The following is a 26,360-nucleotide window of genomic DNA, read 5'->3' on the forward strand; positions in this document are numbered from 1 at the left end:
TCTGCGCTTACCTACCCGCTTAAGCTTATTCTTTAATGAAGCTTCTAACCTTGAATTCACGTTTTTTTGACTATAATTATTTGATGTTGGTTTGGTAGGCGCGGTTTTTTTTCTTTACTGGAATTGTATTTTGATATATTCTTGCCTGATTTTTTTATCTTTCTGAATTACTAACATGGCAAATCTTATGCAGCAAAAAATTACTCTTCAGCAAAAAAAGGCTAGGCTAATCATGGATGAGGTTAACCTTAAAATTAAAGAACGTAAAATGCGTACTCGACGTCTTATCGAAATGGGTGGATTAGTTGCTAAAGCTAAGCTTGATCACTTACCAACAAATACTTTATTTGGTGCAATTGTTTCACTAAAAGAAACTTTAACACAACATCCAAATGTTCAGGATCATTGGACTACAATAGGTAAAGATATTTTTGATAAAGAACAGCAAAATAAAGCTGCTGTGATTTTAAAATTTGCATCTGAACCAGACGAAAACACTAAGCGCCACATTCGCCTTCATGGCTTAAAATGGAATAGTTTTCGTCAAGAATGGTGCGGTCATGTTAAGGACATTGAGGCCTTAAAGAATGGCCTTCTCAATGTTCAGTATAGTATAGAACTTGTAGTGTGATATAAAGCATCTAATAGAAGTAGCATACAACACATCAAAAGTAAGATTTTGTGTTGTATATTCATTATTATTTTACACTATTTTTTAAATTTAATACTTCTTGTATTGATAAATCCGTATATTCAGCAATTGTCTCAACTGATAATTCAGATTTCAATAATTTTATTGCCAAATCTTTTTTTGCTTCAGCTTTGCCTTTAGCTTCACCGAGCTTTATGCCTTCAGCTTTACCTTTAGCTTCACCGAGCTTTATGCCTTCAGCTTTACCTTCAGCTTTACCTTCAGCTTTACCTTCAGCTTTACCTTTAGCTTCACCGAGCTTTATGCCTTCAGCTTTACCTTTAGCTTCACCGAGCTTTATGCCTTCAGCTTTACCTTCAGCTTTACCTTCAGCTTTAGCGCGTTCGAGTTTATAATCTTCTACTGCTTTATTATCCCATATACGCTTTAACTCTTGTTCATAGGTTATTAGTTCGTCTTCGCTCCAGTTAAACTGATCTAATGCCTCATACGCTCTTTTTATTATTAAATCTTCACCTATTATTTTATTATATCCATCTAATGTTGTTTCTTTTGCATGTTTAAAAAAATAGCACCACTTCTCTGTTATATCATTTAACTCTTCCACTCTATCTTTTTTAAATTTTGGTAATTCTATAAAGGTAAATGAAAAGTCCTTTAGATCATGCTCATATGTCTTTTTATCCAGTATTACATGCCTTGATATATAGTCTTCTTTGTTTGGAAACAATTTATAATCTGCTATAGCTATAAATATAACTTCCTTTAGGTCTGAGTATTTTCCTTCCTTTCCTCTATTTGGTTGCCTACCATATGCTTTTGCGGCATAATACTGAGCTCTTTTTTCAAATCCTTGTGTAGGATCTACTTGCATTTCTATTATATATTGCGCACCGTTTTTATCTTTACACAAAACATCTACTATTGATTCTTTTTTGGACGCTATGTCTGCATCTAATATCGTTCCTAAAAACTCTACTTCTGTTATTTCTCTATTCCCTTCAAACAACAATATATCGTTCAGAAAATGTATTAGTATGTCCTTGTTTTTTTCTGATCCAAATATCTTTTTAAATGCTACATCATTCTTTGGATCTAGAAATCTTGATAAATGCATATATTTTTCATATTTTCTATTCTTTTTAAATTATACAATAAAATAACTTACATGAACATTATCTTATTGAATTTTAATTTCTGCAATTCACTACATTAACCACCTATTAAACTTTAGTTTATTAGGTAGCATAAAGCTCACAGTATTTATTTAGCTCTATAGCAATATCTGGTAATTTAAGGTATTCAGCAAGAGGTATAAATTCTTGCTGCGTTTCTAGTATGATTTCTTGTCTTCTTTTGACTGGCTTTATGAATATAGTTTTAATATTATCCAATCGGTCCAATAGTTTGATTAGTAATAGCTCTACTTTATCTTGATTCACTAATGTTTTAATCATTTTCATGGAACTGGTTTTCTTACCACCTCTGTTTCTTGTAAGAGCTAGAACTTGCTCGGCAATGTTATCATTAAATTCCATTGCTATCTTTTCTTTAGTTAGTGTTGTGTCTTCGATGGTATCATGTAGTATTGCTGTAATAATCGTATCCGTTTTAAAGCTGTAGTCTGCAACCATGCGCGCTACTTCTAATGGATGCATATAATAAGGTTCTCCTGTATCTCGCTTTTGATTGCTATGATATTTTTTTGCATAAAATATAGCTTTTTCAACTTTATCAAGATTAATGCGTTTATCAAAACTATGATTAATCAAGTCCAGCTTATCAAGTAGTTTATTGATATGTTCACAATTTAAAAATGCCAACATTATTTCCTCCATCTCCATTAATAATTCTAATTTTCAGTTTCTCAGCGAACTTCGATAGGTATACTACACGTGAAAGCTGTATACTTGTCTTGCTGACTTTCTAGTTTAATTTTTCCAGTCATTTCATGTATAAACGGTTTAACGAGTAGTAATTCAGATTCTAGTACTGCATAGCTTTTGATATGTAAGTTTCTGAGCTCATTATTTATCTTTTTCACTTTCTCAGCTGAAATTCCAATTCCGTTATTACGAACAATTAATTGTAATATTCTATAATTTGTCTTTTTATTTGTAGAAGGCAGCAAATCAACTTCAACACTAATTTCGCTGCATTTACTATTAGTAGCATTGCAAATTAATAGTGTTAGTACTTTCTGTATTTGAGTACTATTTACAATGATTAAATCTTTTATATCATTTTTAAAGTTGCAGCTAAGATTTATTCCTTTATTTTCTGTGAATGGCTTAAGCGCTATAATAGTACTATTTACTTTTGCTTGAATACCAAAATCTTCAGATTTTATAGTATGACTCATAAAATGCTTCCATATGTTTTAATTAAAAAGTTGTACTGGTATATCGCAAGTAATAGCTGTGAACTTATTTGCCTCGCTCTTTATCTCTAATTTTCCACTTAGTTTGTTAACAATGTAATTTGTAAATCCTAGACTCGAGTCTAATATTTCTGGATCTCTAATTGAATGCAAATCAGTAAATTTTGCATTTATTTCTTGTAGTTTTTCTTGTGAAATACCTTTTCCGTTATCACGTACTATGAATCTTAATATTCTGTCTTTTTCATTTACCTTTCGATACGGCGAAGTAAATAACCTAACTATAACATCAACCTGACAGCTTTTATTAACTCTAATAGCTCCACTTATTAATTGACTAAGTATAGTTTGCAATAGACAACTATCTCCAATAACAATGTCATTTATGTTGTCCTGAACATTGTAACTGAGCGATATTTCTCTATCTTCAGCAATTTCTTTCAGCGAACTAATTGTATCCTTCAATAGTTTTTGTATGCTAAATTTTTTTAAATGTACGTTTTGAAGCTCAATTTGGTCTCTAAGTGAGTAAACCATACTGTTACAGCAGTCTTGTAGGTTAGCAACACAATTAAGTATTCTTGTTAAGCTAGTAGTTTTATATTCATCTTCTTTGAAATCATTTTGCCCACATAGTAGATCATCTGCTAGATGTCTGATTTTAGCAGTAGCAAGATCAAACATATATTTAATTTTTTGAATCAAATCTATACAATATTGCTTCATTGATTCAGCTTCCTCTAGATAATCTTCCGCTTGTTGTAGCTTTATTTTCATTCCAATATATTTATCTTCATTCATATTTTCGGTACGAAGATAAATATTTCTTTCCTTAGCTGTAGATACTAATTTGGCTGAAATAGGTGGTAGATGAATTGTCCAGACATCTTGAGAAATGTCTTTTGTTTTATTGATATTCTTTTTTTTATTTTTCATAATATTCTCCATTTGACTAATGTTGTGAATTTAAATTACTAATTTGTATTGGAATGCTAACTAAAAACTTTGTATAATGCCCTTCTTTACTGTCTATCTTAATGCTTCCTTTCATTTCATATGTAAGATGTTTGATAAATTCTAACCCTGAATCTAATGCTTGATGCTTAATTAAGTGTGGATTTTTTAATTCAGAGTTCATCTCTTGTAATTTGTTTTTTGAAATGCCAGCTCCTATGCTATGCACTACAAATTGCAATATTCTATCTTTTGAATTCGATTGTTCATTTTTAGGAGGCAAAAAATCAATGCTAACTCTAACTTTGCTATTTGTACTATGCATAATAGCACTACCAACTAACTGAGTGAGTACAGCTCTTATTCGAAACCTATCTCCAGTAATAATATCGTATATGTCATTTCCTATTTTTTCCCTTAGCTCTATATTTTCATCTTCAGCAATTAATCTGATTGCTGCAATAGTACCATTTAGCATTTTTCGTAGGCTAAATTTTGCTAGTTCTACATTCGTTGATTTTATGGTTTTTCTAAATACACAAATTTTATCATTTAGATCATTATTGTTATTTTCCACATTATTCTCCTATGGTGAAGTTTATTAACTTTGTTTTTTTAGAAATTTAAAATAGCAAGCTTAGCTAACAATTAGCTAAGCTGACTGGTATATCACATATGGCTTCCGTTTGCATAGTTGCATCCTAATTTAGGTATATAATTGAATTGGCACTTCAAACGAAGAAGATATGTAGTTACTTCCTTGATCTATTTTGAGATTTCCTTTCATTTGATGTGTAAGCTGTTTTATAAACACCAACCCTTGTCCTAGCTCTTGATGTTTTGTTAAATTCGAATTGCTTAGTTCAGAATTCATCTTTTGCAATTTTTCTTTCTGAATGCTAGGGCCTATGCTGTGTACTACAAATTGTAATATTTTATCTTTTGAATCTGTTTTTCCATCTTTAGAAGGTAACAAATGAACACAAATATTAATCGTTGTACCTTTAGTACCATATATAATGGCACTTCCAACTAACTGGCTTAGTACAGCTCTTATTCGTAAACTATCTCCAATAATACTGTCTTTTATATTAGCCTGAAAATTGCTTTTTAGATCTATTCTATCATCTTCAACAATTGCTTTTAGTCTAGCGACAGTATCCTTTACAAACGTTTGTAGGCTAAAATTTTCTAGTTCTACATTCTTTGATTCTATGTTTTTTCTAAATACACAAATTTTATCATTTAGATGATTTATTAGTTCATCAAGTGAGCCTAACGTATCTGTTATTTTTGCTATTGCATCTTGCTTATATCCTACTAGTTCTACTATATTCCGCTTTGTTTTATTGCAGTTATTTACTATATGCCTAATATATTGAATCAAATATATATTGTTATTTTCCATATTATTCTCCTATGGTTAAGTTTATTAACTTTGTTTTTTTAGAAATTTAAAATAGCAAGCTTAGCTAACTGTTAGCTAAGCTGATTGGTATATGACATATGGCTTCCCTTAATGTTGATTTTTTATTTTCTATTATTTCGGACTGAAGTGTTCTAACATCTTCTGACTCACTTTTGAGCTGTTTGAATACATCTATTATATTTAAGTTTAGTGTTTTAATTTGATGTGTAAGTTTTAAAAGCTCTTTATCACCAGCTGCTAGATGTCTTAGTAACAGTTTTGACTGTATATTTTTATTAAATATACTTTTATTTTTCTGTTGACCTTCGTTTCCAATAGACATAAAATTCCCCTACTGTTTTTATATAAAAAATGGTCGCTGAAGATTAAAGTTAAAAGTTAAACCCTTTATTGTATTTAATCTTCAGCTTAGTATCATCAAAGTTCTAAAACCTAGATAATATAAGGTATAGAGTAGCATTATATTTTTTACCAGTCTATTAAAATCTTTTAATTTACAGGCTAAATTTTTGCATAATAATCCAATGTTGATGCGAAATTATCACATTCCTTGCTTATGGTTATAATAAATCTTATTCAAAAAGGATGCATAAAAAGCCTTGTAAGCGTTATTATTACTAGCACTACGAGCTGTTTTCTGGTATAATCTCAATAGAGATTCAACTAACAGAAATTAATTAAACTTCATGTGTCAGTAGCTGTTGCTAATAAGTCTAAGCCTTTTCTTCATTGGATTGGTAGTAAACGAAGAATTGTTAATAAATTAATAGAACATCTTCCTCAAGGTCCACACTATAATTACTATGAACCATTCCTTGGTGGAGGTGCTTTATTTTTTCAAGTTAGGCATCTTTTTAAACAATGTTTTTTGTCTGACATCAATCTCGATTTAATTACTAGCTATAATGCTGTTAAAAATAATCCTAATGAGGTCAATAGATTACTGAGTTTATATCACAAACATCATTCGAAGGATTATTATTATAAAGTTAAAAACAAATATAGTAATAATCCGAATGAAATTACCGCAAAATTTATATATCTTAATAAATATTCTTTTAGGGGAATTTATAGAGTCTACAAAAATGGACAATCTGCTCAAACATTTTCTGGTGAATGCTACATTAAACTCCATATTGCATCTAGAATAAATCAATGCAGCCGCCTTCTACATGGTGTATCAATTTATGCTACAGATTTTTCATTTATAGAGCCTCAACAAAATGATTTTGTTTATTTTGATCCTCCTTATCATAAATCTGGAGAACGGTTCTATACTAGACTTCCATTTGATGAAAAAGATCAAATTAGATTACGGGATTTTGTCCAAGAATTAACAAATAAAGGTGTTAAGATTATGATCTCAAATAATAATACTGCCTTTATTAGAGACTTATACAAAGATTTTAATATCAATACCGTTACAGTCGTATACTCAATCAATGAACAACGCAATCCTGTTAATGAACTAATCATTACTAACTATAAAACTTGCTAGTTATTAAATGTGAACCCGCAATCCAAATCGTATATGAATAGGAAGTGGTCTATAGTTAGCAATTGTGCTGCATTCAATGTCTAAATATGTATCTCTTGATAAATTTATTGTTGTACCAACTCCGTCTAAATATGTATCTCTTGATAAGTTTATTGTTGTACCAACTCCCAAGTCTATACCAGTACCGCTATCACTATTGAAAGCTGATACTAGGCCACCTGTAACAAAAATTGATGCTTTGTTACCTTCAATTATATTGTAATAATAATTTCCTTGAATAAAGTTATCTCTACACTTGTGATGACACATAAATCCTAATCTTACATCCATTCTGTGCCGATCTAATCTATAACCAATTCCAGCTTCTAATGTGTCGTAGTTAGTAGCAATACCAGTTGAAAATTTTATATAGAATTGTGAAGTATCAATACTATCTTTGAAAGCATTGAAGTTTACATTATTATTCGCTGTACATATCGATGGTGAAGATAATACAACGAATGCTAATATAACAGCATAACACGGTTGTAAAAGTGATTTCAAAACATTCATATTAACTTCTCTTTATTAGCATTAACATATTAGCTATCTGTTGAAACCTAATACCATGGGACCCATTGTTCCGTTAGAAAGTTGAATATATCTGCATTACCGCTTTTAGCAGCATAATCTATAGTAGTCATGCCGTTATCATCTTTTGCATCAATATCTGCTCCATAATCAATCAAAAGCTCTATAATATCTATGATTTTATTACGAACAGCAATATGTAGTAGTGTTTCTCCTTCATCATATTTTTTATTAATACCAGTAGAATTATGTTTTAGCATAATTGCTAAAGGTTCTACACATTTGCATTCAACAGCATCAGATAAAGGTGTATTACCTTGATTATTCTCGATATTTACATCAGCATTATATTTTAGCAGTAATGCTATATGATCATTGCAATAGGTAGGATATTTTTCGAAAAATTCATAATATACTTGAATTGTATCAACAACAAGATGTAAAGCAGTATGCCCATCATTATCTTGTGCGTTTACATTAGCTCCATTGCTTAGTAAAATCTCGGCAATAGGTAGATTCTTATATTTCAAAGCCACAGATAAAGCAGTAGTACCGTTTTTATATTTTGAATTGACAAGTGTACTATCCTTATTAATAAGCTGCTTCACTTTTTTAATGTCGCCATCTTGAATAGCGCTATGTAAGGTATACTTAGTCTTAGATTTTAATATCATATATTTAATCCTTTCATTCTCAATTATTTACTCATTAGCTAGCATGAAGTTTACAATATTCGCTTAAGCGTTCTCCAATCTCTGGTAGTTTAAGGTATTCAGCAAGAGCTATAAATTCTTGCTGAGTTTCAAATATTATTTCTTGCCTTTTGTGAGGAGGTTTGATGAATATAGTTGTAATATTATGGAATCTATCAAAAAGCTTGATCAGTAATAGTTCTGTTTTATTTTGGTTACGTAATATTTGTATCATTTCCATAGCACTGATTTTCTTATTATCCCTAACTCTGGTAAGGTCTGAAACCTGTTCTGCAATATTAGCGCCAAATTCGTACCTTATTCTTTCTTTAGTTAGTGTTGTGTCTTCGATGGTATCATGTAGTATTGCAGTAATAATTGTATCTGTTTCAGAGCTGTAGTCTGATACCATGTAGGCTACTTCTAATGGATGTGTGTAGTATAGTTCTCCAGTATCTCTCTTTTGCTGACCATGATATTTTTTAGCATATTTTATTGCTCTTTCAACTTTATCAAGATCAATTTTGGTGTTAAATCTTATGTTGGTTCTGAACAGCTTATTTATTAAGCTCTCACTATAAAAATCTATCATTGGCCACCTCCAAATGGTTATTAATAAATTATACCATAATTTAAACTTTTTGTATACTCCAATCCCAGATAAAAACTGGAAAAGAAGCAAATTAAATTATAATTTTTTGGATTCAGTTATCACGATGCTAAAATTAACCTTAAGTTGCATATCTCTGGTGTTAATGAGTAAAATTTTGCTGTAATTTTTTTTTTGGACCAGCATTTTTTCATTTATGCATAATCTAGTGTTTATTAAGCTTGCTGATAGTTTTTAACAATATTGCCAAATTTAGAATACCTACTATTATAGTGCAACTTCACTGTACCAACTGGCCCATTACGGTGTTTAGCAACAATTATTTCAGCAGTGTTATAACATTTATTTTGTTTTGTAACCCATTCTGTGTATTCTGGAGTACCTGGATCTGGTTCTGATCTAGACAAGTAATATTCGTCACGATATATAAGCATTACAATATCGGCATCTTGTTCAATGGAGCCTGATTCTCTTAGATCTGAAAGAATAGGCTTTTTATCTGACCTTTGTTCTACAGCTCTAGACAATTGAGATAACGCAATGATTGAAATATTGAGCTCTTTAGCAAGAGCTTTTAAGCTCTGAGTAATTTCAGAAATCTCCTGCACTCTATTATACTGACTTCTTCTGTTATCAATTTTTATTAGCTGTAAATAATCAACAAATAATATTGCTAAATTATGTGTACGTTTAAGTCTACGAGCTCGAGATCTAATTGCAGATATTGAGATTGCCGGAGCATCATCTATAAAAAAATTCCACTTTTGTATTTCATCTTGTACAGTCTTCAACTTATCAACATCTTGTTCACCTATTTTACCGTTAAATAATGCAGAGCTATTAATTTCAGATTCTATAGAAAGAATTCGAGTAGAGATTTGCTGAGATGACATTTCTAAAGAAAAGAATCCAACTGATGGTGTTATATTAGAAACTTTGCTATTTTGTTGAGTAGATGATGATAAAAAATATTTACAAGCATTTATTGCTAAGTTAACTCCTAAAGCAGTTTTACCCATTGATGGCCTGCCAGCTAATATTATTAGGTCAGAATTTTTAAATCCTCCAAGCTTTGAATCAAGGTCAAGTAGTCCACTACTAATACCGTTAATAGAGTTTTTATTTTTAATAGCAGATGAAATTGATGTCCATGATTCTTCAATTGAAGTTTGTAATTTTGTAAATCCTTTACTTAAAGTTCCTCTTGCACCTAGATCATATAATTGAGATTCAGCAGTTTCGATCTGACTTATAGCTGTATCTGCTAAAGTAGAAGAATACGCATTTGTTACTATTTTTTCTCCAATTTCAATTAAATAACGCCGCAGCGCAAGGTCATATACTATTTTGCCGTACTCATTAACATTAACTATACTTAATGCTAAAGTTGTAAGTTTAGCTAGATAATCTACTCCACCTATTTCATCAAATGAGGGTTCATTGCCTAGCATATTTTTGAGCGAAATTACAGTAGCACTAATTCCTTTACTAATAATGAGATTAATTGACTTGTATATTTTGCCATGTAATGGTTCATAAAAATGTTCTGGCAGTAAAAATTCGTTAATGTTATATAGCGCACGATTGTTAATCAGAATTGCTCCAAGTATCATTTGCTCTGCCTGAATATTACTTGGAGCAATCTTTGCAAGATCTTTTTCCATATCACCCTTTAAATTTTATTAAAATTACTAAACTTAACTAACTCGAAAGAAAATCCTTGAGCTTTAAAAGCGGGCTCAAGATCTTTCAGATAGTTCTCTCTGATGTAACTGTCTTCAAATTCTGTTTTTGCTTTAATGAATATTTTTTTATTAACATTATCTTCATTTATAACTTCTAATTTGCTAAACCATGATTTATCGATAGCTTGACCGTAACTTTTAATCAAAGATTCTCGTACTTTGTACCAAACTGAGTTGGAGCCTAGCTCTTTACTAAGTTCTGAAAGGTGATCTTCATCACTTATTTGTTGCTGTAAAACTGTTGTTTTTTGATACTCAGTTATGCTATTGGTAACTTGTTTTGATTCGTCAAATGGTATAACTTGTAACTGCTCAATATCGTTGCCATACACAGCTCGTACTTCCTGTAGTATCTTGAATTTAATATGATCTGACAGTGTAATATTCTTAATCAACTTGATGTAATATTTGTTTTTAACCGCTGCTCCAAAATCACAAGATGTCAAAATTTGATAAGCCATATCTGCTTCAAAGACTCCAGCTATTTTACGCTTCAACTGAGCCTTCATACTACGATCTGTACTAGATTCAATGTTTGCTAGATACTGTTCTTTAAATCTTCCTACATCATTAAATCCAAAATTTCCGCTATTAGCCTGCTCAGTAGTTAGTAATTCATTTGCTAACGCTTTTGCCATATAGTTTAGCACTGCTGTCTTATTTGCAAAATGACGGTTTGGATATTTATTTGATAACTTCAACAGTAATTGATTTATGAAGTATATGTTGAAGCTTCTACTAGACATACGTTGTAGTATAACTGCATCTTCTGGTGTTAGTGGATAATAATCTGCTAGTCTTTTTCTTTTGGGATAGCATTCATTCTTTTCAACCTCTGAATCTTTAGTAATAGCTGGAGTTGCTAACTCACTATTTTGCTCATAATCCTTGTTTGATGGCTTTTTATTGCTAAAATCACTAAGCTCATAGAAATTCAAATTCTGTTGTTGCTGTTGATCTTTTTTTTCATTTCCTACTAACTCAATTTCTATAAAATCATCAGATTCCGTATATTTAAACTTCAAATTTTGCTGTTGATCTTCATTTTTATTTTGATCATTCTCTATTAACTTATCTTCAGTAGATCTAGATCTATTATTATTTTTTTTATTATTATTATATCTATATATGTAGCTGCAATTTTTTGCAGGTTCACCTGCAAATTCTTGCAAATTGATGTGAAAATTTTTTTGTTGCAGAAGGACAATTTTTTCTTCTTTTTTTTCTTTTTCAGTGAAACGCTGAAAATTTTTTAGAAGTTTTACACAAAGAACATTACGTAACTTGAGATTGCCTTTAATTATTGTTCTATTTTCAACTTTAATAAAACCTGCATTTCTTAATTCAACCAAGCATTGCCTAACTCTGCGGTAACGAAGGTTTAACTCCTTTTCAAAAAAGTAATAACTTTCCTGTAATTCATCTATATCTTTGTTGTAACAGATATGTAGTCTATATACTATAAATGATAAAAGCTGTTTAGATGTTTTGCTTAAAGCTTTAGCATTATCTCCAATCAGATCTTTCCATTCTGCTGGAACAAAATTTCCAATAAAACGATAAAAGACAGTTGCATTATTGCTACTGTTATTATTAGCAATTTTGCAATTATTGCTTGCAAAATTACGCAAATTTTGCGCCATTTCTAACCTCCAAAAATGTCAGATATAGCAGGTGGTTCAGGCAATTTTCGCTATCGAAAACCACGTTTTTATACCGCGTAAATATAGCGATTTAGTAGCTATACTCAAAATTTAACACTCTGAAAGGCTTATAACAGCACAGTAGTCTTAAACATTTAAATGTACCCTAGTAGTTTTCTATAATAATTTATTCTAGTTCTTTGTGATCTATTACCTAGTATAATACTTAATTCTTTAGCTGTTTTATCATGATGATTGATAATTAACTCCTCAAATTCTTTGAGATCTATTTTCGCATTATAACCTTTGGCTGGGCCATAAGGTTTTGCTTTAATATCTCCTGTTTCCCTTTTAAGATGTTTCCATCTATATATCGTATTACGACTTATATTGAATATTTTACATGCTTTAACAATTGATAGTCCCTCATCTACCGCTTTGAATATCTTCATTCTTAAATCATTACTGTATCTTCTTTCCATTATTTATCTATTATTTTTTATACTCTCTTCATAAGCATATTATGTACCTATTTCCTACGTTCGTGCTATATCTTTGAATTGAGGAGTAACTTTTCTTATTTCATGCTTAATCTTAAACCAATAATGTTCTATAGGATTTAAATCTGGACTATATGTAGGTAAGTAGAGAATGATGTAGAATAGTATTATAAAGATCTGATTTGAGGTAATAATCAAATTCGATCAGATTAAAGAGTTAAAGGGTGAAAAATTTCGTCGATTAACAGGAGTAATGAAGGGAACATTTTCAAAGATAGTGGATATTTTAAGGAAAGCTGATGGTCTTAAGAAATCAAAAGGTGGGCGTAAAAATAAGCTCAATTTGTAGGAACAGTTAATGAAGAGTGATATGAATTATGAAGTAGTCTTCATTGATGCTACTGATAGTCCTATAGAAAGACCTAAAAAAAACAAAAATTCTATTAGACCTCTTTCGAAACTGGTTAACGTAGTTCAAAATTATAAATACCAGAGATCAAATTAAATCTAAGACCGAATCTTTTATGTCTATTAAGCTTTCTGTTGTAATAATTCTAGAATAAAACTTGAGAGGGCTGAGATAAAATATAGGGAGCAGTTGATAGATCATAGAGTGAAGAAGTTGAATAAATGTCATGGATGGAAGGAGCTTTGGTATAATCAATTTTTTTATCAAATTCTAGGTTAATAAAAGCAATTTTATAAAACATCTAATGACTTAAAATATCTATATCTTGCCAACCAATAACATCAAGTTCAGCTCTAGCTGGTAAAAACTTAAATATCTTTTGCGCTATATCTAATCTATGTTCACGAATTAACATTTCCTCTAGAATATTTTTAATTCTATGCAGATATACTACATCCTTTGCTGCATATTCTTCTTGATCACTAGTTAAACTCTGTCCTCCCCAATCTGAACTTTGGCATTGCTTTGAAATCTGTATCCCTAGCAACTCTCGGCAAAGATCTTTTAATCCATGAGAATCTGTATATGTTCTAACTAATTTTGAAGCTACATTAGTACAAAAAATATTATTTAAAGTAACACCTAAATAGTACTGAATTGCTGCTAAATCAAACCTAGCAAAATGAAAAATTTTTGTTCTATTACTGTCCATAAGCAGTTTTTTTAGATTATGACAGTTATATTGCTGATCTTCAAACTTAACTAAAAAAACTTCTTTATCATCAATATTATCATCTTTGCTTTCTTGACAAAACTGTAGCAAACATAGCCTATCCCGTATAAGGTTTAACCCCATTGTTTCAGTATCGATAGCTAAATTTCCTGAAATCATCAAATTATCTGGTATATCATTAATAAATATGTGAATTTTCATAATATTTTAATTTGTAGCTAAATCTTTATTAACACTAAATATTTTTTCATTAGAATGAGCTAATCCTAGTTTTTTTCTTACTTGCTCATCAAGCATATCTAAATCCAAAGATTGTAACCTAAGTAAATTAACTCTTTGTTCAAGCTCTAACCTTTCTGCCTTAAGCTTATATAATTTTTTAAGCGATTGATCAACATTATTATTAAATTCAATATATGAAATCAATCCCCTATTACCATAAACAGCATGAAAAGCAAAATAAATCAGCAATCCTATCAATACCACACTAAATAATATTCTTGACATTACAATATCACATCATAACTAGCATAAAAAACAATGGAGCAGAAAAGATAATACTGTCAAATCTATCTAACATTCCACCATGACCAGGAATAATATTACCGCTATCTTTTAGATTAGCCTGTCTTTTAAAATATGAAACAAATAAATCACTTAACTGAGCAATAAAAGCAATTATTACACCAAAACTAAATGCATACCAGCATGAATTCATTTTATGCGTTAAAACTGCATCCAAAGCAGTAATATATATTATTAATGCAACAAATCCAGCAGCAGTCATACCACAAATCAAACCGCTCCATGTTTTGTTAGGGCTAATATAAGGTGTTAACTTAGGACCTTGAAAATATTTACCACCTAACATAGCAAAAACATCTGTACACCATATCATTAAAAAATAGCTAACTAAAGTCATGCCAGGCAAAAGTTTTGCATGCATAATAATAAGGCAGATAATTGATATTAGAATTATAACGAAACCTAATCCTACTACGAATGGTTTCTTATAACACATATTAAACCATTCCTGTATCATTCCTGCTGCTATAATAATCATTAAAATATAAAATAAAAATCTAATATATAATAGGCTTGATAAGAATAACATAGCAATTACTATACCTGATAAAAGCCTTAGTTGATTTTGTGTTGTACTCATATTTAATTCACTTTTCTTGATAGTCCAAAGGTACGCTTACGTCTTAAATAATCTTCCAAAGCTATATTAAAATCAGCTTCATCAAAATCAGGCCAATATTTATCAATAAAGTATAACTCACTATATGCTAAATGCCACAATAAGAAATTGCTAATTCTTTGCTCTCCACTGGTACGAATTAGTAAATCAATATCAGGCATAGTTGGAGAATATAGATACTTTCTAAATTCTTGTTCAGTTAACTCTTCAGCCTTAATGTTAGAACTTACAATCCTTTTATAAGCATCAATGATTTCAGAACGTCCACTATAACTAAAAGCTATGTATAAATTTAAGACAGAATTGTTAATAGTTAACTCTTCCACTTCTTTAATAACTTTTTGTAACTCAAAATTTAATTTTGTTGTATCGCCTATTACAGTAAATTTAACGCCATATTCGCAGTAATTTCTAGCATCTGATTCCAAATATGATTGCATTAATGCTTGTAAATAATTAATCTCTAACTGCGATCGGTTCCAATTTTCCATAGAAAATGCAAATAAAGTTAAATGTTGAATTTTATTCTTTATAGCAAAATCGACTACTTTTTTAGCTACTTCCACTCCTTTATTGTATCCATCAAACATTGTCAACTGATTAGCCATAGCCCACCTAAGGTTACCATCCATTATTATGGCTAGATGTTTAATTGACATTTTAAACTCCTAAACAACTTTTATTAATAGTCAACATTCATATACCAAACAATTAATAAGAATTTTAATTTTATTGCAAATATTCATATTATTTTTTTAATGATATTTATTGTATAATCTAGCTGCATTAATATTAACTGGTACTTTAAAGTAAACTAACAATCTAAATATTTCAATGAAACTATTACCAATATACTATATCAAGTATGGAGAACTATCTTTCGCCAACCAGAAGATTTTTGATAATTTAAATATTTATTTATACCCTGGTGACAAAATTTGTCTAATTGGTAAAAACGGATCTGGTAAATCAAGTTTAATGAAAATAATTAACTCAGATTATCAATTAAATAAAGGTGAAATATTTCAGCATTCTGCAACTAAAATTGCTTACCTGCAACAAAATGTTACATGCAACTTATCACTTAAAGTATATGAATTCATTACACAATCTATACCAAATAAGGAAAATTACTATCAGGCAGAAATTTTTATTGAAAAATTACAAATTGATGCTAGTAAAACTTTACGTAAACTTTCTGGAGGACAATTGCGCAGAGTCCAACTAGCTAAAGTTCTAGCTTCGCATGCTGAAATATTATTGCTAGATGAACCAACTAATCATCTTGATATACAAGCAATTGAATGGTTAGAAAGTTATGTAAAATCATATAAAGGAAGTATAATATGTATTAGCCATGATAGAGCATTTTTAACAGCAATAAGCAATAAAGTTTGGTGGTTAGACAGATGCATTTTGCACCAATCAAATAAAGGGTTTCAATTTTTTGAACAATGGCAAGCTCAAATTATTGATCAAGAAGAATCTAATTTAATAAAATTAAATAAAAAAATTAATACTGAGCAACTTTGGCTACATCAAGGAATTTCTGCTAGACGTAAGCGAAATCAGCGCAGATTATCAAATTTAAAAACATTACGAGAGCAATTGAGATTTAGTTCGCAAAGATTAGCTAAAGCATCGCAGAAGATTCAATTTGATCATAGTAATAATGAAAGTAATAAAGCTAAGTTTATTATTAGAGCTGAAAATGTATGTTTTAAATATAATGACCAATTTGTTATTAAAAACTTTAATATTAATATAATTAAAGGTAATAAAATTGGAATAATTGGTCCTAATGGTACTGGGAAATCTACTTTATTAAAACTATTCACTAAAAGTATTAAACCTAGCTCTGGTTCGATAGAACATGGCACTACTTTAGAAATAACTTATTTTGACCAGAATAAAAGCTCTTTAAATCCTAATCACACATTACAGCAAACACTTTGCCCTACTGGAGGAGATCAAATTTTTTTGTCTGATAGAACTATACATGCAGGAGCATATCTTAAAAGTTTTATGTTCGATCCAAAGCTATTATCAGCAAAAGTGAGCACACTATCTGGTGGGGAAGCTACTCGTTTATTATTAGCTAAGGCATTAATTAAACCTGGCAACCTATTGATACTTGATGAACCTACAAATGATTTAGATATTTACACTATAGAAATATTGCTAGATATATTGTCAGATTATTCTGGTACACTAATTGTTGTTAGCCACGATCGTGATTTCTTAAACAGATTAGTTACTAATACATTAGTATTTGAAGGAAATGGTAATATTATCAACGTGATTGGAGGCTATCAGGATTACCTAGAATATTACTCTAAGTTAAATCAGCATATCACTAATACCAAGCTAGCAAAAAATAACAAAACAGTTAAACATCTAACTCCTAAACTTTCTACAAAACTATCTTATAAATTCCAGAGAATGCTCGATAGTATCCCTGAAGAAATAACTCAATTAGAAACTCAAGTTGAAGATTTAGAAAAAAAATTAGCTGATCCTAACCTTTATCAAAATAACCCAGATAAATTTTTGCTATTTTCTAAGGAACTTGAAACATCAAAACTTAGAATAGAAGAATTATTTGATACATGGCAAAAAATTGAGAACCGAAATATATAGTCATTTACAATGAGGTTTGAGCATAGAAAAAAGCGACAATAGCATCATAAGATTTACCAACAGGATATTTTATACGCAAACTTCATTGTAAATGACTATAGTAAAAACTTTCAAAACAATCTTTGATAGATACTCAAACAGGTGTAACAGATGTAGACTTAGATTTTATCTTATTGCTTCAAAATTTATAACTTTATACTCTAATTCATAGTTTTGAAAGATGCTAATTCATTTTTACCTTAATACTTTCTTAGTTTATTGTCTAACTTCTATATTTCTATTTTATTATAGCAAGATCATTATTGTATGAAATGAAAGTTAACTAATAAATTTGTTTAGATTTATCAACTGATCAATAGTTAAAGAATACTTCAATTTAATAGTAACAATTACTTGAAACTTTTTATTAAAAAATGGTAATGTCATATCTATCTCAGTATCCCCTTTGGTAATATTAGTGCTGGTAATTACATTTATTACTTCATCTAAATCTTGTTCATGATTTATAGTTAATTGCAGGTGTTTATCAAGATCATTTTTAATGGTTTCAATATCTTTAAACTCAGTAGCTACAATTCTAATACCACCTTCATCCTTGAAAACATCACATTGAGCTATCACTAATGATCCTATTTCTAATAGCGCTCCATACTTACGCAATATTTCTTCATCAAAAATTTTCACTTCAGAATTTCCACAACTATCAGATAATTTAATTATATTAAATTTACCTCTTGGCGACATTCTAGAATTTTTTTTCTGCACTATGCCAGCAATTTTAACTGCTGTACTTCCAGATTTTAATGTTGTACTTAAATACTTAGAATTAATGACTCCATGCTTAGCTAAGAACGATTCATATGGAGCAATTGGATTACAAGTCAGAAATGATCCCAATACTTCAAATTCTTTCATAGCTTTTTCATGCAGCGAATATTCAGATATTGGACTAAGCACGTCTTCTACTGTGCTAGTAATAAAACTGAACTGATGAATATGCTTTGCCTGTTTGCTAGCATAGTTGTTAATACGATCTATGCTAGCAAATAATTGGTGGCGGTTAACTGGTTGCTGAAAATCATCAAAACAGCCTGCATATATTAAGCTTTCAAATACTTTTCTACTAATAGAATAAGAATCAGTTCTTACAGCAAAGTCTAAAATAGTTTTAAATTCCCCTCTATGCAATCTTTCTTCAACTATTATCTTACCTATATTAGGAGTAACATTTTTAATTGCACCTAAAGCAAATATTATTGCATTATCTGCTGACATACTAAAATATTCTTTAGATTTATTTATATTTGGAGGTATAACCTTTATACCTAATTGTTTAGCCTCTTGAATAAATAAATCTATTTTATCTTGATCATTAATATCAAGGTTTAAGCAAGCAACTAAAAATTCTGTTGGATAATTTGCTTTTAAATATGCAGTTTGATATGAGATTACTGCATATATTGCAGCGTGAGATTTATTAAATCCATATCCAGCAAATTTTTCTACTTCAGCAAAAATACTTTCAGCTTGGTTTTTACTAATACCATTTTCTATAGCTCCATTAATAAAAATTACTTTTTGATTTTCCATTTCAGATTTAATTTTTTTAGCCATAGCCTGACGTAAAAAATCAGCTTTACTAAGGGTATATTTAGCAAGAACCCTTGCTATTTCCATTACTTGTTCCTGATAGATAATGGTTCCATAAGTTTCTTTTAAGATAGGCTCAAGTTTTGAGTGTAAATAATTAGGCTGCAACCTACCATGCTTACAATCAATATATGTTCGAAGATTATCCATTGGACCAGGACGATATAATGCACCGAGAGCAATCAAGTCTTCAATACAGTCTGGCTTCAATCTCTTTAAAGCATCTTGCATACCTGAACTTTCAAACTGAAAAACACCTATAGTATTTCCGTTAGAAAGCAGTTGATAAGTTAACTTATCATTAAAATTTAAATTGTTGATGTCAAAGTTAATATTCTTATTCTTTAATAATTCTAAACATTTAGAAATAATTGTAAGAGTCTGTAGGCCCAAAAAATCAAATTTGATTAGTCCAGCTGCTTCTAAATATTTCATTGAATATTGAACTACAGGAATCTCTGAATTTTTATCTTTATATAGAGCTATTGTATCAATTAAATTTTGTCTACCAATTACTATACCAGCAGCGTGTACAGAAACATGACGATGTAACCCTTCTAACTCTAAAGCTGTTTTGATAACATCTTGAATTTGAGCTTTACGATTACTAATTAGATCTTGATATTCATCATGCATTTGTTGAAATTCTGATGCTAAGCTATCTAAATTTAATTTTTGGCAGTAACTAATTACCTTCTGATAAGTAGATTCAGACTTGATGATATCTATATAATCTTGTATATCTTGCTTGTTATCAAGTTCCTTAATTAGATTTAATTGCTCACCTTTTATATTAATATTATTAAGTATTTGTTGAATTTTAATATAATTTTGACTTTGCCATTTATCTAAGAGTTTTAAATATCTAGTATCTACATTAATTAATGCTTCAAAATTATACAAATCATTTCCTGTATATGCATTATTAAGTTCATTAACTTTATCAATAGCTTCTTGTAATGTCACAGGACGTACTGCATTAAATGGAATTAATGAAGTAATATAATTAGCATAATTATAACCTAATCCTAGTGCACGAGCTACGTCTTTTACTACAGCTTTTGCTTGCAATTTCCCAAAGGTAATAATTTGCCCTACTTTACCCTCTCCATATTTTCTTCTAACATAATTAATAACCTCGCCCCTTCTTTCTTGACAAAAATCAATATCAAAATCAGGCATTGATACTCTTTCTGGATTTAAAAATCGTTCAAACAACAGACCAAATCTTATTGGATCAAGATTGGTAATTCCTAATCCCCAAGCTACTACTGAGGCTGCTCCTGATCCTCTAGGATTAACAGATATATTATTTTCTTTACTCCATTTTATAAAGTCAGAAACTATCAGAAAATATCCAGAAAAATTCATACTGCAAATAACGCTAAGCTCGTAATTCAGCCTATCAAAATATATTTTTTTTTTATCTTCAAATTCTGCAGTTGAATAATTTTGGAATTGTAGCTTTAACTTTTGAGATAATCCTTCTTCAGACAATTGTCTAATAAGTTTATTCTCTTCATCAGCATCTTTAGCAAATTTAGGCAATAATGGTTTTTTGGCCTCTAACATAAAAGATATACGCTGAGTTAAATATACTGTATTTTCAATAGCTTGAGGTAGATCCCAAAATGTTTCAATCATCTCATTCTGAGACTTAAAATAACATTGATTATTTATTTTAAACTTATCAATTTCAATATTTGGATTGCAAATCTTCATTAATACTTCATGTGTAGCGTACTTTTCTCCTTCATCAAATAAAATATTATTTGTTGCTACTAAAGGTATATTTAGTTTTTGTGCTAACTGAACATAGCTTTTTTCAATAGCATAGATCTGTTTGCTAGTAATTCTGTTAATTTCAAAGTAAAAGCGATTACCAAATATTGTTTTGAATTTTTTGGCATAATTTTCTGCTAATACAAAATTTTTTTCAAATAATAAATTGCCAATAATTCCGTAAAAATAACCAGATAGAACAATAATACCTTCGTTATAAGTAAATAAATCATCTAGTGTAACATGATTAATAGTAGTTCTATCATTTTTAATATAAGGAAAGCTTGCTAATTTAAGTAAGTTTTGATACCCTGCTTTATTTTGAGCAATTAACAATATCTCGCTATATTTGGGGCTATCATTCTGGCCATAATACTGAATATTTAATATTATACCATGAATTGCTTGAATACCTTCCTTTGCTGCTGCAAGAGCGAATTCTAAAGACCCAAATAAATTGCTCTTATCAGTAAGAGCAACTGCTGGCATTTCATATCTTTGAGCAAGAGATAATATTTTTTGTGTTGATAAAGTACTTTCCAACAATGAGTAAGAACTTTGTACTCTTAAATGAATAAACTTAGCATTCATGTTTCATTGACCCAGGATAGACTATATTAACTGTAATTCCATCCCCAGTTATTAAATCATCAATAGTAGTAAAATTAGTAACAATTGAAAAATCATTACTGTTGGTTACCAACTTCAAATCATCTACAAGATCACTTGGTAATTGCTGATAGCTATCACTATCATATTTTACTTGTAATAATGATATTGGGGCTTTTACTGATAATTTTTTTGCTGATTTTGATTTTCTTACTAATGTGAGAATATTAATAGCTAGATCTCCAGTAGTTAAAATTAACTCATCGTTATAAAAGTTTTGCGCCAATGGCCATTTATTACTGCTATGAATTGAACCATTGCATAAATTATTGGATTGATAGATAGCTGCATATAACTCTTCAGTAATAAAAGGCATAAATGGAGCAAAGAGCTCTAAAATAGTTTTTAATCCCCAAAATACACTATAAATTGCACTTTTTTGATATTTGCTGCTATGATCATATATTCTTGATTTAACTAGTTCAAGATAGTTATCACAGAAGTCTTTCAAGAAAAATTCTTCGATATGTAATCTAGCAGCAGCATATTCATAATTGTTCAACAAGTTTGATGTATTGTTGACTGTATCTTGCAATTTACTTAGCATCCATAAGTCAGTAGTACAGCTTATAACCTTTTTTTCAACGCAATACTTAGCTGATATCAAAAACTCTGCAGCAAGTTTGCCTGTAATATGCTGTAGAATAAATCTAGCAGCATTCCATAATTTATTTACTAATTTTTTACCAATGCTAATAACCTGCTCTGATACTATGCAATCATGTCCAAGTTGAGAAGTTAATGCCCAATATCTAACTGCGTCTGCTCCGTAACGTTGAATTAATTCAGTTGGTAGTATAATATTTCCTTTAGATTTTGACATTTTTTTTCTATCATCAGCTAAGCACCAACCACTTATCATAATTTTAGACCAAGGCAAGCTATTTTGATGTAAATAAGATTTTACTATAGTATAAAAAGTCCATGTTCTAATTATCTCATGAGCTTGAGATCTTAAATCAGCAGGAAATAGTTGATTATGTCTAGTTGAGTCAATAGTTAAATTAGATGAGATACCATGGCTAGATAGTTGTGGAGATAATGAGCTTGTAGCCCAAGTATCCATAACATCAGAATCTGGAATTACTTCATCTTTACTATACCCAGCTGGTAAATCATATAATGGATCAACAGGTAGTTGAGATATATCAGCAAAGATAATTTTGCCCTCCTCGCCTACTCTCTTTGAATACCATACAGGAAATGGTATACCAAAGTAGCGTTGCCTACTAATGCACCAATCCCATGCTAAACTATTAATCCAATTATCAAGTTTAATCTTCATGGATTTTGGATACCACTCTAATTCTTGTGATTTTTGTAGCAAAGCATCTTTATGTTCTACAACTTTGATAAACCACTGAGGAGCCATAACTATCTCTAGTATAGCCCCTGATCTTTCTGCTTGCTTAACAGTTTGAGATATCTGTTCATGTTTTATAATTAGTTGATTATGATGTAATAACTCCACAACTTTGTTTCTAGCTTGAGCAATTTTCAGGCCAGTAATTTGATTGTAATATTCTGTAAATTTTGCTTGATTTTGGCTAGTAAATGTAAAGTCTAGAGGTTTAACTTTGCCATAATAATCAATAATAATTCTAGTAGGTAGATTATGTTTTCTCCACCATGCAACATCTTTAGTATCACCAAATGTACAGCACATTACCAATCCACTGCCTTTATTTATATCTACTGTTTCCTCTGCAAGTATTGGCACTACTGACTTAAATAATGGAGTAATAGCAAATTGGTTATGCAAATGCTGATATCTGTTATCATTTGGGTTAAAAAATATAGCACAACATGCAGGCAACATTTCTGGTCTAGTAGTAGCAATTTGTAACTTTAGTTCACTGTTGATAACTGCAAAAGAAATGTAATACATTGATGTTATTCTTTCTTTATCTTCAACATCAGCTTGAGATAAAGCAGTTTGATCAATGCAATCCCACAATACTGGCTGATGATTGCGATAAACTTGATTTTTATTAACCAAGTCAAGAAATGACATTTGTGATATTTTACATGACAATGAACTAATGGTTTGATACTTTAATGACCAATCTACTGATAGCCCAATTGCATTTAAAAATTTACAAAACTCTCCTTCCTTTGCTGTTATAACTTCCTGGCACATTTTAATAAAATCTGGTCTTGCCATATTAGCAGCACGGACATTTTTTATTTTTTCAACAAATCTTTCAGTAGGTAAGCCATTATCATCAAACCCAATTGGGAAAAATATATTTTTCCCAATCATTCGTTGATATCTAACAATACAATCAAGTTGAATAAAATTCATTGCATGCCCAATATGCAAATCGCCAGAAACTGTAGGCGGAGGAGGATCTACAATAAATGTTTCCTTTTTTGAGATAGCAGGATTCCATTGGTATATTTTTTTTTTCTGCCAATCATTTTGCCACTTTGGTTCATTTTCTAGATAGTTGTAATTTGCTGACAATTCGGCCATAATTTTCCTTTACATTTGATAGATATGATAAATGACTACTTTTTTAAGGATAATATACCAATTTAATCTTTTAATAAAGCTATCTCGTTTAAACAATCCAGTTGGTATTTTTTTGTTATTTTTTCCATGTTGTTTTGGAATGGGATTAGTTCCATTAGAACAAGTCAAATATAACAGTTTAGTTATTTTTTTCATTGGTAGTATATTAATGCGCAGTTTTGGCTGCATAGTAAATGATATTGTAGATAAAGATATTGACTGTCGAGTTGCTAGAACTAAACTTCGTCCACTTGCAAACAATCAAATAGCAGTTACTAGTGCAGTGATATATCTAATAGTTATATCAATGGCTGCATTAATGCTGCTAATGCAACTATCAGATTTAGCAATTATTTTAGCTATTTTAGCATCAACATTAATCTTTATTTACCCATTTATGAAGCGTCTTACTTATTATCCTCAGGTTATTTTAGGTATTACTTTTAATTCTGGAGCTTTGATATCGTATGCTAACGTCACTAATAATTTAACTATAGCAAGTGTTGTAATGTATATTGGCTGTATTTTTTGGACTATTGGTTATGATACAATTTATGCCTTTGCAGATGCTGCTGATGATGAAAAGATAAAAGTTAAATCTTTAGCGTTAGTGCTTAAAAATAACAAGTATAAGCTATGGATTTTAGCATCACTATATCTTATATTTATCAGTATGTTCGTTGAATCAATATTATTATCTGCTTTTAAATTATCAATTTTTGCTGTGCTATTTATAGTTGCTGCTACATGCTTATTAATGTGGCAAATTGCTACATTAGACGTTACTCAACCACTGAATTGTTTAACACGGTTTAAAGCAAATACTATTGTCGGATTGCTGCTTTTTATAGCTATGATTTTGCTATAATAACACAAGTTTGATATAAGAAATAAGACTGCATGTAGTAACTCTTTATATTTTTTATTAAAGCTACTTCAAAATATCCTTTTTTAAAGCCCACAAAAGTTATTTCTATATTTCTTTTTTATCAACATATTAATATTTAACTAAAAAAACCCACAGCAAGATTTTTTTATAAGCATTAAAATAATAACATATCATAATATTATCTATGCTATATTATGATATGTTGGCTTTATAAAATAAAAATGGAAATGCTATAAATTAATAAAGATTTAAACATAAGACATTTCTACTGTTGCTGCTGTTGTATCCTTAGCACTGCTTCCTATGACTTCATCATATATAAGATCATGTATATTATCATGATGCTGATGAATTATCATATTATCGCCATTTGTACTGTCTTTTTCCATTAAATTACTAGGATTAGTATTTTCATCTATGTATTTTTTAACAACAACACAATCATTCTTTTTGCTTCTACAGAAAAAGAATACTATTAAAGCAGTAGCAATAACACCTACTGCTACTCCTGCCGCTGCTCCTGCCCCTGCTGCTATAGAAGTTTCTGCAGTATTTTCACTGTCATCCATCATATTTTGGATATTTTCTACTATCCTCTCAACATTGCAGTTTGGTATTATTTTACATGTACCTTCACTCCATTCTTGAAGTCTGTCATATAAACTATTATTATCTCTGGTGTTATTAAATAATCCAGTAACAACTATACCTTTACCATTTATTCCAGATGTAAGATCACCAGGTATGATTAAACTTGGATGGTCAAGACAAGTTTGTCTCCCGCAATTGCGAAGATGATATAAAACTTTAATATCCTTATTATTATAAGAATCTTCAGGAGGATAATTAACAAAAATAGAGTTACAAATTTCGTAATATTCCATAACCTTATTAGTGCTTTTAACAAATAATTGCCTAACTCTTGGACTAAGAAGACAAGTCCTTACATTAGAAAAATTACTTGTAATATTGTTAACAGTGCTTACTACGGCACTATAAATGTCTTTCATTGTAACCACCCTATAATTGAATTAAAAAATATACTAACTTTTAAGTGAGGGATGGTATACCAATATTTAATAAGTGTCAATGAGTTTATTTAGTTACGATTTTAATAGCGCTGTGTAAAGCATCTCTATATTTAGTCTTAGATTTTGACATTATTTTCCTATGTTGGTTTTTTCAATCTTTATTGT

At 29.9% G+C, this 26,360-nt stretch carries 23 protein-coding genes and 4 pseudogenes; 5 read left to right on the forward strand and 22 right to left on the reverse strand.

Annotated elements, in window-relative coordinates; translation table 11 throughout:
• Positions 1-175: 175 nt before the first annotated feature.
• Positions 176-631 carry a conjugal transfer protein TraD gene (locus tag DK405_RS02330; RefSeq protein WP_109455952.1) on the forward strand — a complete coding sequence of 152 codons (456 nt, stop codon included), beginning with the start codon at positions 176-178 and terminating at the stop codon, positions 629-631.
• Positions 632-698: 67 nt separating this feature from the next.
• Here DK405_RS02330 and DK405_RS02335 read toward each other — a convergent pair whose 3' ends face one another.
• The 7 genes from DK405_RS02335 to DK405_RS02370 all read right to left on the reverse strand — a co-directional run bounded on the left by DK405_RS02335 (position 699) and on the right by DK405_RS02370 (position 5,737).
• On the reverse strand, positions 699-1,769 hold the full coding sequence (locus DK405_RS02335; RefSeq protein ID WP_064613412.1) for an Rpn family recombination-promoting nuclease/putative transposase: 1,071 nt from the start codon (positions 1,767-1,769) through the stop codon (positions 699-701).
• Positions 1,770-1,890: 121 nt separating this feature from the next.
• The gene (locus DK405_RS02340; RefSeq protein WP_109510572.1) at positions 1,891-2,478 is read right to left on the reverse strand and encodes an HD domain-containing protein; all 588 of its coding nucleotides are present in this window, start codon (positions 2,476-2,478) and stop codon (positions 1,891-1,893) included.
• A gap of 41 nt (positions 2,479-2,519) precedes the next feature.
• Entirely contained in the window at positions 2,520-3,014 is a 495-nt protein-coding gene (locus DK405_RS02345; protein WP_109510573.1) for an ATP-binding protein, read from the reverse strand.
• An 18-nt stretch (positions 3,015-3,032) separates the two neighbouring features.
• The gene (locus tag DK405_RS13715) at positions 3,033-3,968 is read right to left on the reverse strand and encodes a sensor histidine kinase (protein WP_231967598.1); all 936 of its coding nucleotides are present in this window, start codon (positions 3,966-3,968) and stop codon (positions 3,033-3,035) included.
• Between the two features lie 16 nt (positions 3,969-3,984).
• Complete coding sequence (locus DK405_RS02360; protein WP_231967599.1) at positions 3,985-4,563, reverse strand: sensor histidine kinase; 579 nt, start codon at positions 4,561-4,563, stop codon at positions 3,985-3,987.
• Between the two features lie 129 nt (positions 4,564-4,692).
• Positions 4,693-5,394 (reverse strand): sensor histidine kinase, encoded by a 702-nt coding sequence (locus tag DK405_RS02365; RefSeq protein ID WP_109455820.1) that lies wholly within the window; start codon positions 5,392-5,394, stop codon positions 4,693-4,695.
• Between the two features lie 64 nt (positions 5,395-5,458).
• Positions 5,459-5,737 carry a hypothetical protein gene (locus tag DK405_RS02370; RefSeq protein WP_045915136.1) on the reverse strand — a complete coding sequence of 93 codons (279 nt, stop codon included), beginning with the start codon at positions 5,735-5,737 and terminating at the stop codon, positions 5,459-5,461.
• A 366-nt stretch (positions 5,738-6,103) separates the two neighbouring features.
• Here DK405_RS02370 and DK405_RS02375 point away from each other — a divergent pair, with 366 nt between their 5' ends.
• Positions 6,104-6,913 (forward strand): DNA adenine methylase, encoded by an 810-nt coding sequence (locus DK405_RS02375; RefSeq protein WP_064612959.1) that lies wholly within the window; start codon positions 6,104-6,106, stop codon positions 6,911-6,913.
• 3 nt (positions 6,914-6,916) lie between these two features.
• Here the strand turns inward: DK405_RS02375 and DK405_RS02380 are convergent, their stop codons facing one another.
• The 7 genes and pseudogenes from DK405_RS02380 to DK405_RS02410 all read right to left on the reverse strand — a co-directional run.
• Positions 6,917-7,465, reverse strand: a complete 549-nt coding sequence (locus tag DK405_RS02380; RefSeq protein ID WP_064612958.1) for a hypothetical protein — start codon at positions 7,463-7,465, stop codon at positions 6,917-6,919.
• A gap of 47 nt (positions 7,466-7,512) precedes the next feature.
• Entirely contained in the window at positions 7,513-8,157 is a 645-nt protein-coding gene (locus DK405_RS02385) for an ankyrin repeat domain-containing protein (protein WP_064612589.1), read from the reverse strand.
• A gap of 34 nt (positions 8,158-8,191) precedes the next feature.
• Complete coding sequence (locus DK405_RS02390) at positions 8,192-8,767, reverse strand: HD domain-containing protein (protein ID WP_064612587.1); 576 nt, start codon at positions 8,765-8,767, stop codon at positions 8,192-8,194.
• Between the two features lie 233 nt (positions 8,768-9,000).
• Entirely contained in the window at positions 9,001-10,449 is a 1,449-nt protein-coding gene (locus DK405_RS02395) for a replicative DNA helicase (protein WP_109510574.1), read from the reverse strand.
• Between the two features lie 8 nt (positions 10,450-10,457).
• Positions 10,458-12,173 carry a DnaA N-terminal domain-containing protein gene (locus tag DK405_RS02400; protein ID WP_109510575.1) on the reverse strand — a complete coding sequence of 572 codons (1,716 nt, stop codon included), beginning with the start codon at positions 12,171-12,173 and terminating at the stop codon, positions 10,458-10,460.
• A 161-nt stretch (positions 12,174-12,334) separates the two neighbouring features.
• Positions 12,335-12,655, reverse strand: a pseudogene (locus DK405_RS02405) (IS630 transposase-related protein); the annotation flags it as partial.
• Positions 12,656-12,709: 54 nt separating this feature from the next.
• Positions 12,710-12,826, reverse strand: a pseudogene (locus DK405_RS02410) (transposase); the annotation flags it as partial.
• 40 nt (positions 12,827-12,866) lie between these two features.
• Between DK405_RS02410 and DK405_RS02415 the strand changes: the two are divergent.
• Positions 12,867-13,109 (forward strand): annotated as a pseudogene (locus DK405_RS02415) (IS5/IS1182 family transposase); the annotation flags it as partial.
• Between the two features lie 274 nt (positions 13,110-13,383).
• On the opposite strand, the gene DK405_RS02420 reads toward DK405_RS02415, so the two are convergent.
• Genes DK405_RS02420 through uppS form a run of 4 tightly spaced genes read right to left on the reverse strand, consistent with a single transcriptional unit; the run spans position 13,384 to position 15,678 of the window.
• Positions 13,384-14,016: a ribonuclease D gene (locus DK405_RS02420; RefSeq protein WP_045912516.1), complete on the reverse strand. Its 633-nt coding sequence runs from the start codon at positions 14,014-14,016 to the stop codon at positions 13,384-13,386.
• A 6-nt stretch (positions 14,017-14,022) separates the two neighbouring features.
• Positions 14,023-14,322 carry an FtsB family cell division protein gene (locus tag DK405_RS02425; RefSeq protein ID WP_011944369.1) on the reverse strand — a complete coding sequence of 100 codons (300 nt, stop codon included), beginning with the start codon at positions 14,320-14,322 and terminating at the stop codon, positions 14,023-14,025.
• Between the two features lie 7 nt (positions 14,323-14,329).
• Entirely contained in the window at positions 14,330-14,929 is a 600-nt protein-coding gene (locus DK405_RS02430) for a phosphatidate cytidylyltransferase (protein WP_231967600.1), read from the reverse strand.
• A 53-nt stretch (positions 14,930-14,982) separates the two neighbouring features.
• A complete protein-coding gene (uppS, locus tag DK405_RS02435) occupies positions 14,983-15,678 on the reverse strand; it encodes a polyprenyl diphosphate synthase (protein WP_045912518.1) in 696 nt (231 codons plus the stop codon).
• Between the two features lie 175 nt (positions 15,679-15,853).
• Between uppS and DK405_RS02440 the strand changes: the two genes are divergently transcribed.
• Positions 15,854-17,659, forward strand: coding sequence for an ABC-F family ATP-binding cassette domain-containing protein (locus tag DK405_RS02440; RefSeq protein ID WP_045912519.1), 1,806 nt, complete (start codon positions 15,854-15,856; stop codon positions 17,657-17,659).
• Between the two features lie 318 nt (positions 17,660-17,977).
• Here the strand turns inward: DK405_RS02440 and dnaE (DK405_RS16035) are convergent, their stop codons facing one another.
• The 3 genes and pseudogenes from dnaE (DK405_RS16035) to DK405_RS02450 all read right to left on the reverse strand — a co-directional run bounded on the left by dnaE (DK405_RS16035) (position 17,978) and on the right by DK405_RS02450 (position 24,236).
• Positions 17,978-20,212, reverse strand: a complete 2,235-nt coding sequence (gene dnaE, locus DK405_RS16035) for a DNA polymerase III subunit alpha (protein WP_458692997.1) — start codon at positions 20,210-20,212, stop codon at positions 17,978-17,980.
• 9 nt (positions 20,213-20,221) lie between these two features.
• Positions 20,222-21,682: pseudogene (gene dnaE, locus DK405_RS16040) on the reverse strand (DNA polymerase III subunit alpha); the annotation flags it as partial.
• The gene (locus DK405_RS02450) at positions 21,672-24,236 is read right to left on the reverse strand and encodes a valine--tRNA ligase (RefSeq protein WP_045912521.1); all 2,565 of its coding nucleotides are present in this window, start codon (positions 24,234-24,236) and stop codon (positions 21,672-21,674) included. The pseudogene dnaE (DK405_RS16040) and the gene DK405_RS02450, both read right to left, overlap by 11 nt.
• Positions 24,237-24,267: 31 nt before the next feature.
• Here DK405_RS02450 and DK405_RS02455 point away from each other — a divergent pair, with 31 nt between their 5' ends.
• The gene (locus DK405_RS02455; protein WP_045912522.1) at positions 24,268-25,143 is read left to right on the forward strand and encodes a 4-hydroxybenzoate octaprenyltransferase; all 876 of its coding nucleotides are present in this window, start codon (positions 24,268-24,270) and stop codon (positions 25,141-25,143) included.
• 269 nt (positions 25,144-25,412) lie between these two features.
• On the opposite strand, the gene DK405_RS02460 is transcribed toward DK405_RS02455, so the two are convergent.
• A complete protein-coding gene (locus DK405_RS02460; protein WP_045912523.1) occupies positions 25,413-26,174 on the reverse strand; it encodes a hypothetical protein in 762 nt (253 codons plus the stop codon).
• Between the last annotated feature and the right edge of the window lie 186 nt (positions 26,175-26,360).

The sequence above is a fragment of the Orientia tsutsugamushi genome, assembly GCF_900327275.1.
Lineage (GTDB): Bacteria > Pseudomonadota > Alphaproteobacteria > Rickettsiales > Rickettsiaceae > Orientia > Orientia tsutsugamushi.

Excerpts from the sequence above, each read along its gene's own strand:
- DK405_RS02330 (WP_109455952.1), top strand. The coding sequence starts at position 176 with ATGGCAAATCTTATGCAGCAAAAAATTACTCTTCAGCAAAAAAAGGCT.
- DK405_RS02335 (WP_064613412.1), bottom strand. The coding sequence starts at position 1,769 with ATGCATTTATCAAGATTTCTAGATCCAAAGAATGATGTAGCATTTAAA.
- DK405_RS02340 (WP_109510572.1), bottom strand. The coding sequence starts at position 2,478 with ATGTTGGCATTTTTAAATTGTGAACATATCAATAAACTACTTGATAAG.
- DK405_RS02345 (WP_109510573.1), bottom strand. The coding sequence starts at position 3,014 with ATGAGTCATACTATAAAATCTGAAGATTTTGGTATTCAAGCAAAAGTA.
- DK405_RS13715 (WP_231967598.1), bottom strand. The coding sequence starts at position 3,968 with ATGAAAAATAAAAAAAAGAATATCAATAAAACAAAAGACATTTCTCAA.
- DK405_RS02365 (WP_109455820.1), bottom strand. The coding sequence starts at position 5,394 with ATGGAAAATAACAATATATATTTGATTCAATATATTAGGCATATAGTA.
- DK405_RS02370 (WP_045915136.1), bottom strand. The coding sequence starts at position 5,737 with ATGTCTATTGGAAACGAAGGTCAACAGAAAAATAAAAGTATATTTAAT.
- DK405_RS02380 (WP_064612958.1), bottom strand. The coding sequence starts at position 7,465 with ATGAATGTTTTGAAATCACTTTTACAACCGTGTTATGCTGTTATATTA.
- DK405_RS02385 (WP_064612589.1), bottom strand. The coding sequence starts at position 8,157 with ATGATATTAAAATCTAAGACTAAGTATACCTTACATAGCGCTATTCAA.
- DK405_RS02390 (WP_064612587.1), bottom strand. The coding sequence starts at position 8,767 with ATGATAGATTTTTATAGTGAGAGCTTAATAAATAAGCTGTTCAGAACC.
- DK405_RS02395 (WP_109510574.1), bottom strand. The coding sequence starts at position 10,449 with ATGGAAAAAGATCTTGCAAAGATTGCTCCAAGTAATATTCAGGCAGAG.
- DK405_RS02400 (WP_109510575.1), bottom strand. The coding sequence starts at position 12,173 with ATGGCGCAAAATTTGCGTAATTTTGCAAGCAATAATTGCAAAATTGCT.
- DK405_RS02420 (WP_045912516.1), bottom strand. The coding sequence starts at position 14,016 with ATGAAAATTCACATATTTATTAATGATATACCAGATAATTTGATGATT.
- DK405_RS02425 (WP_011944369.1), bottom strand. The coding sequence starts at position 14,322 with ATGTCAAGAATATTATTTAGTGTGGTATTGATAGGATTGCTGATTTAT.
- DK405_RS02430 (WP_231967600.1), bottom strand. The coding sequence starts at position 14,929 with ATGTTATTCTTATCAAGCCTATTATATATTAGATTTTTATTTTATATT.
- uppS (WP_045912518.1), bottom strand. The coding sequence starts at position 15,678 with ATGTCAATTAAACATCTAGCCATAATAATGGATGGTAACCTTAGGTGG.
- DK405_RS02440 (WP_045912519.1), top strand. The coding sequence starts at position 15,854 with ATGAAACTATTACCAATATACTATATCAAGTATGGAGAACTATCTTTC.
- DK405_RS02450 (WP_045912521.1), bottom strand. The coding sequence starts at position 24,236 with ATGGCCGAATTGTCAGCAAATTACAACTATCTAGAAAATGAACCAAAG.
- DK405_RS02455 (WP_045912522.1), top strand. The coding sequence starts at position 24,268 with ATGACTACTTTTTTAAGGATAATATACCAATTTAATCTTTTAATAAAG.
- DK405_RS02460 (WP_045912523.1), bottom strand. The coding sequence starts at position 26,174 with ATGAAAGACATTTATAGTGCCGTAGTAAGCACTGTTAACAATATTACA.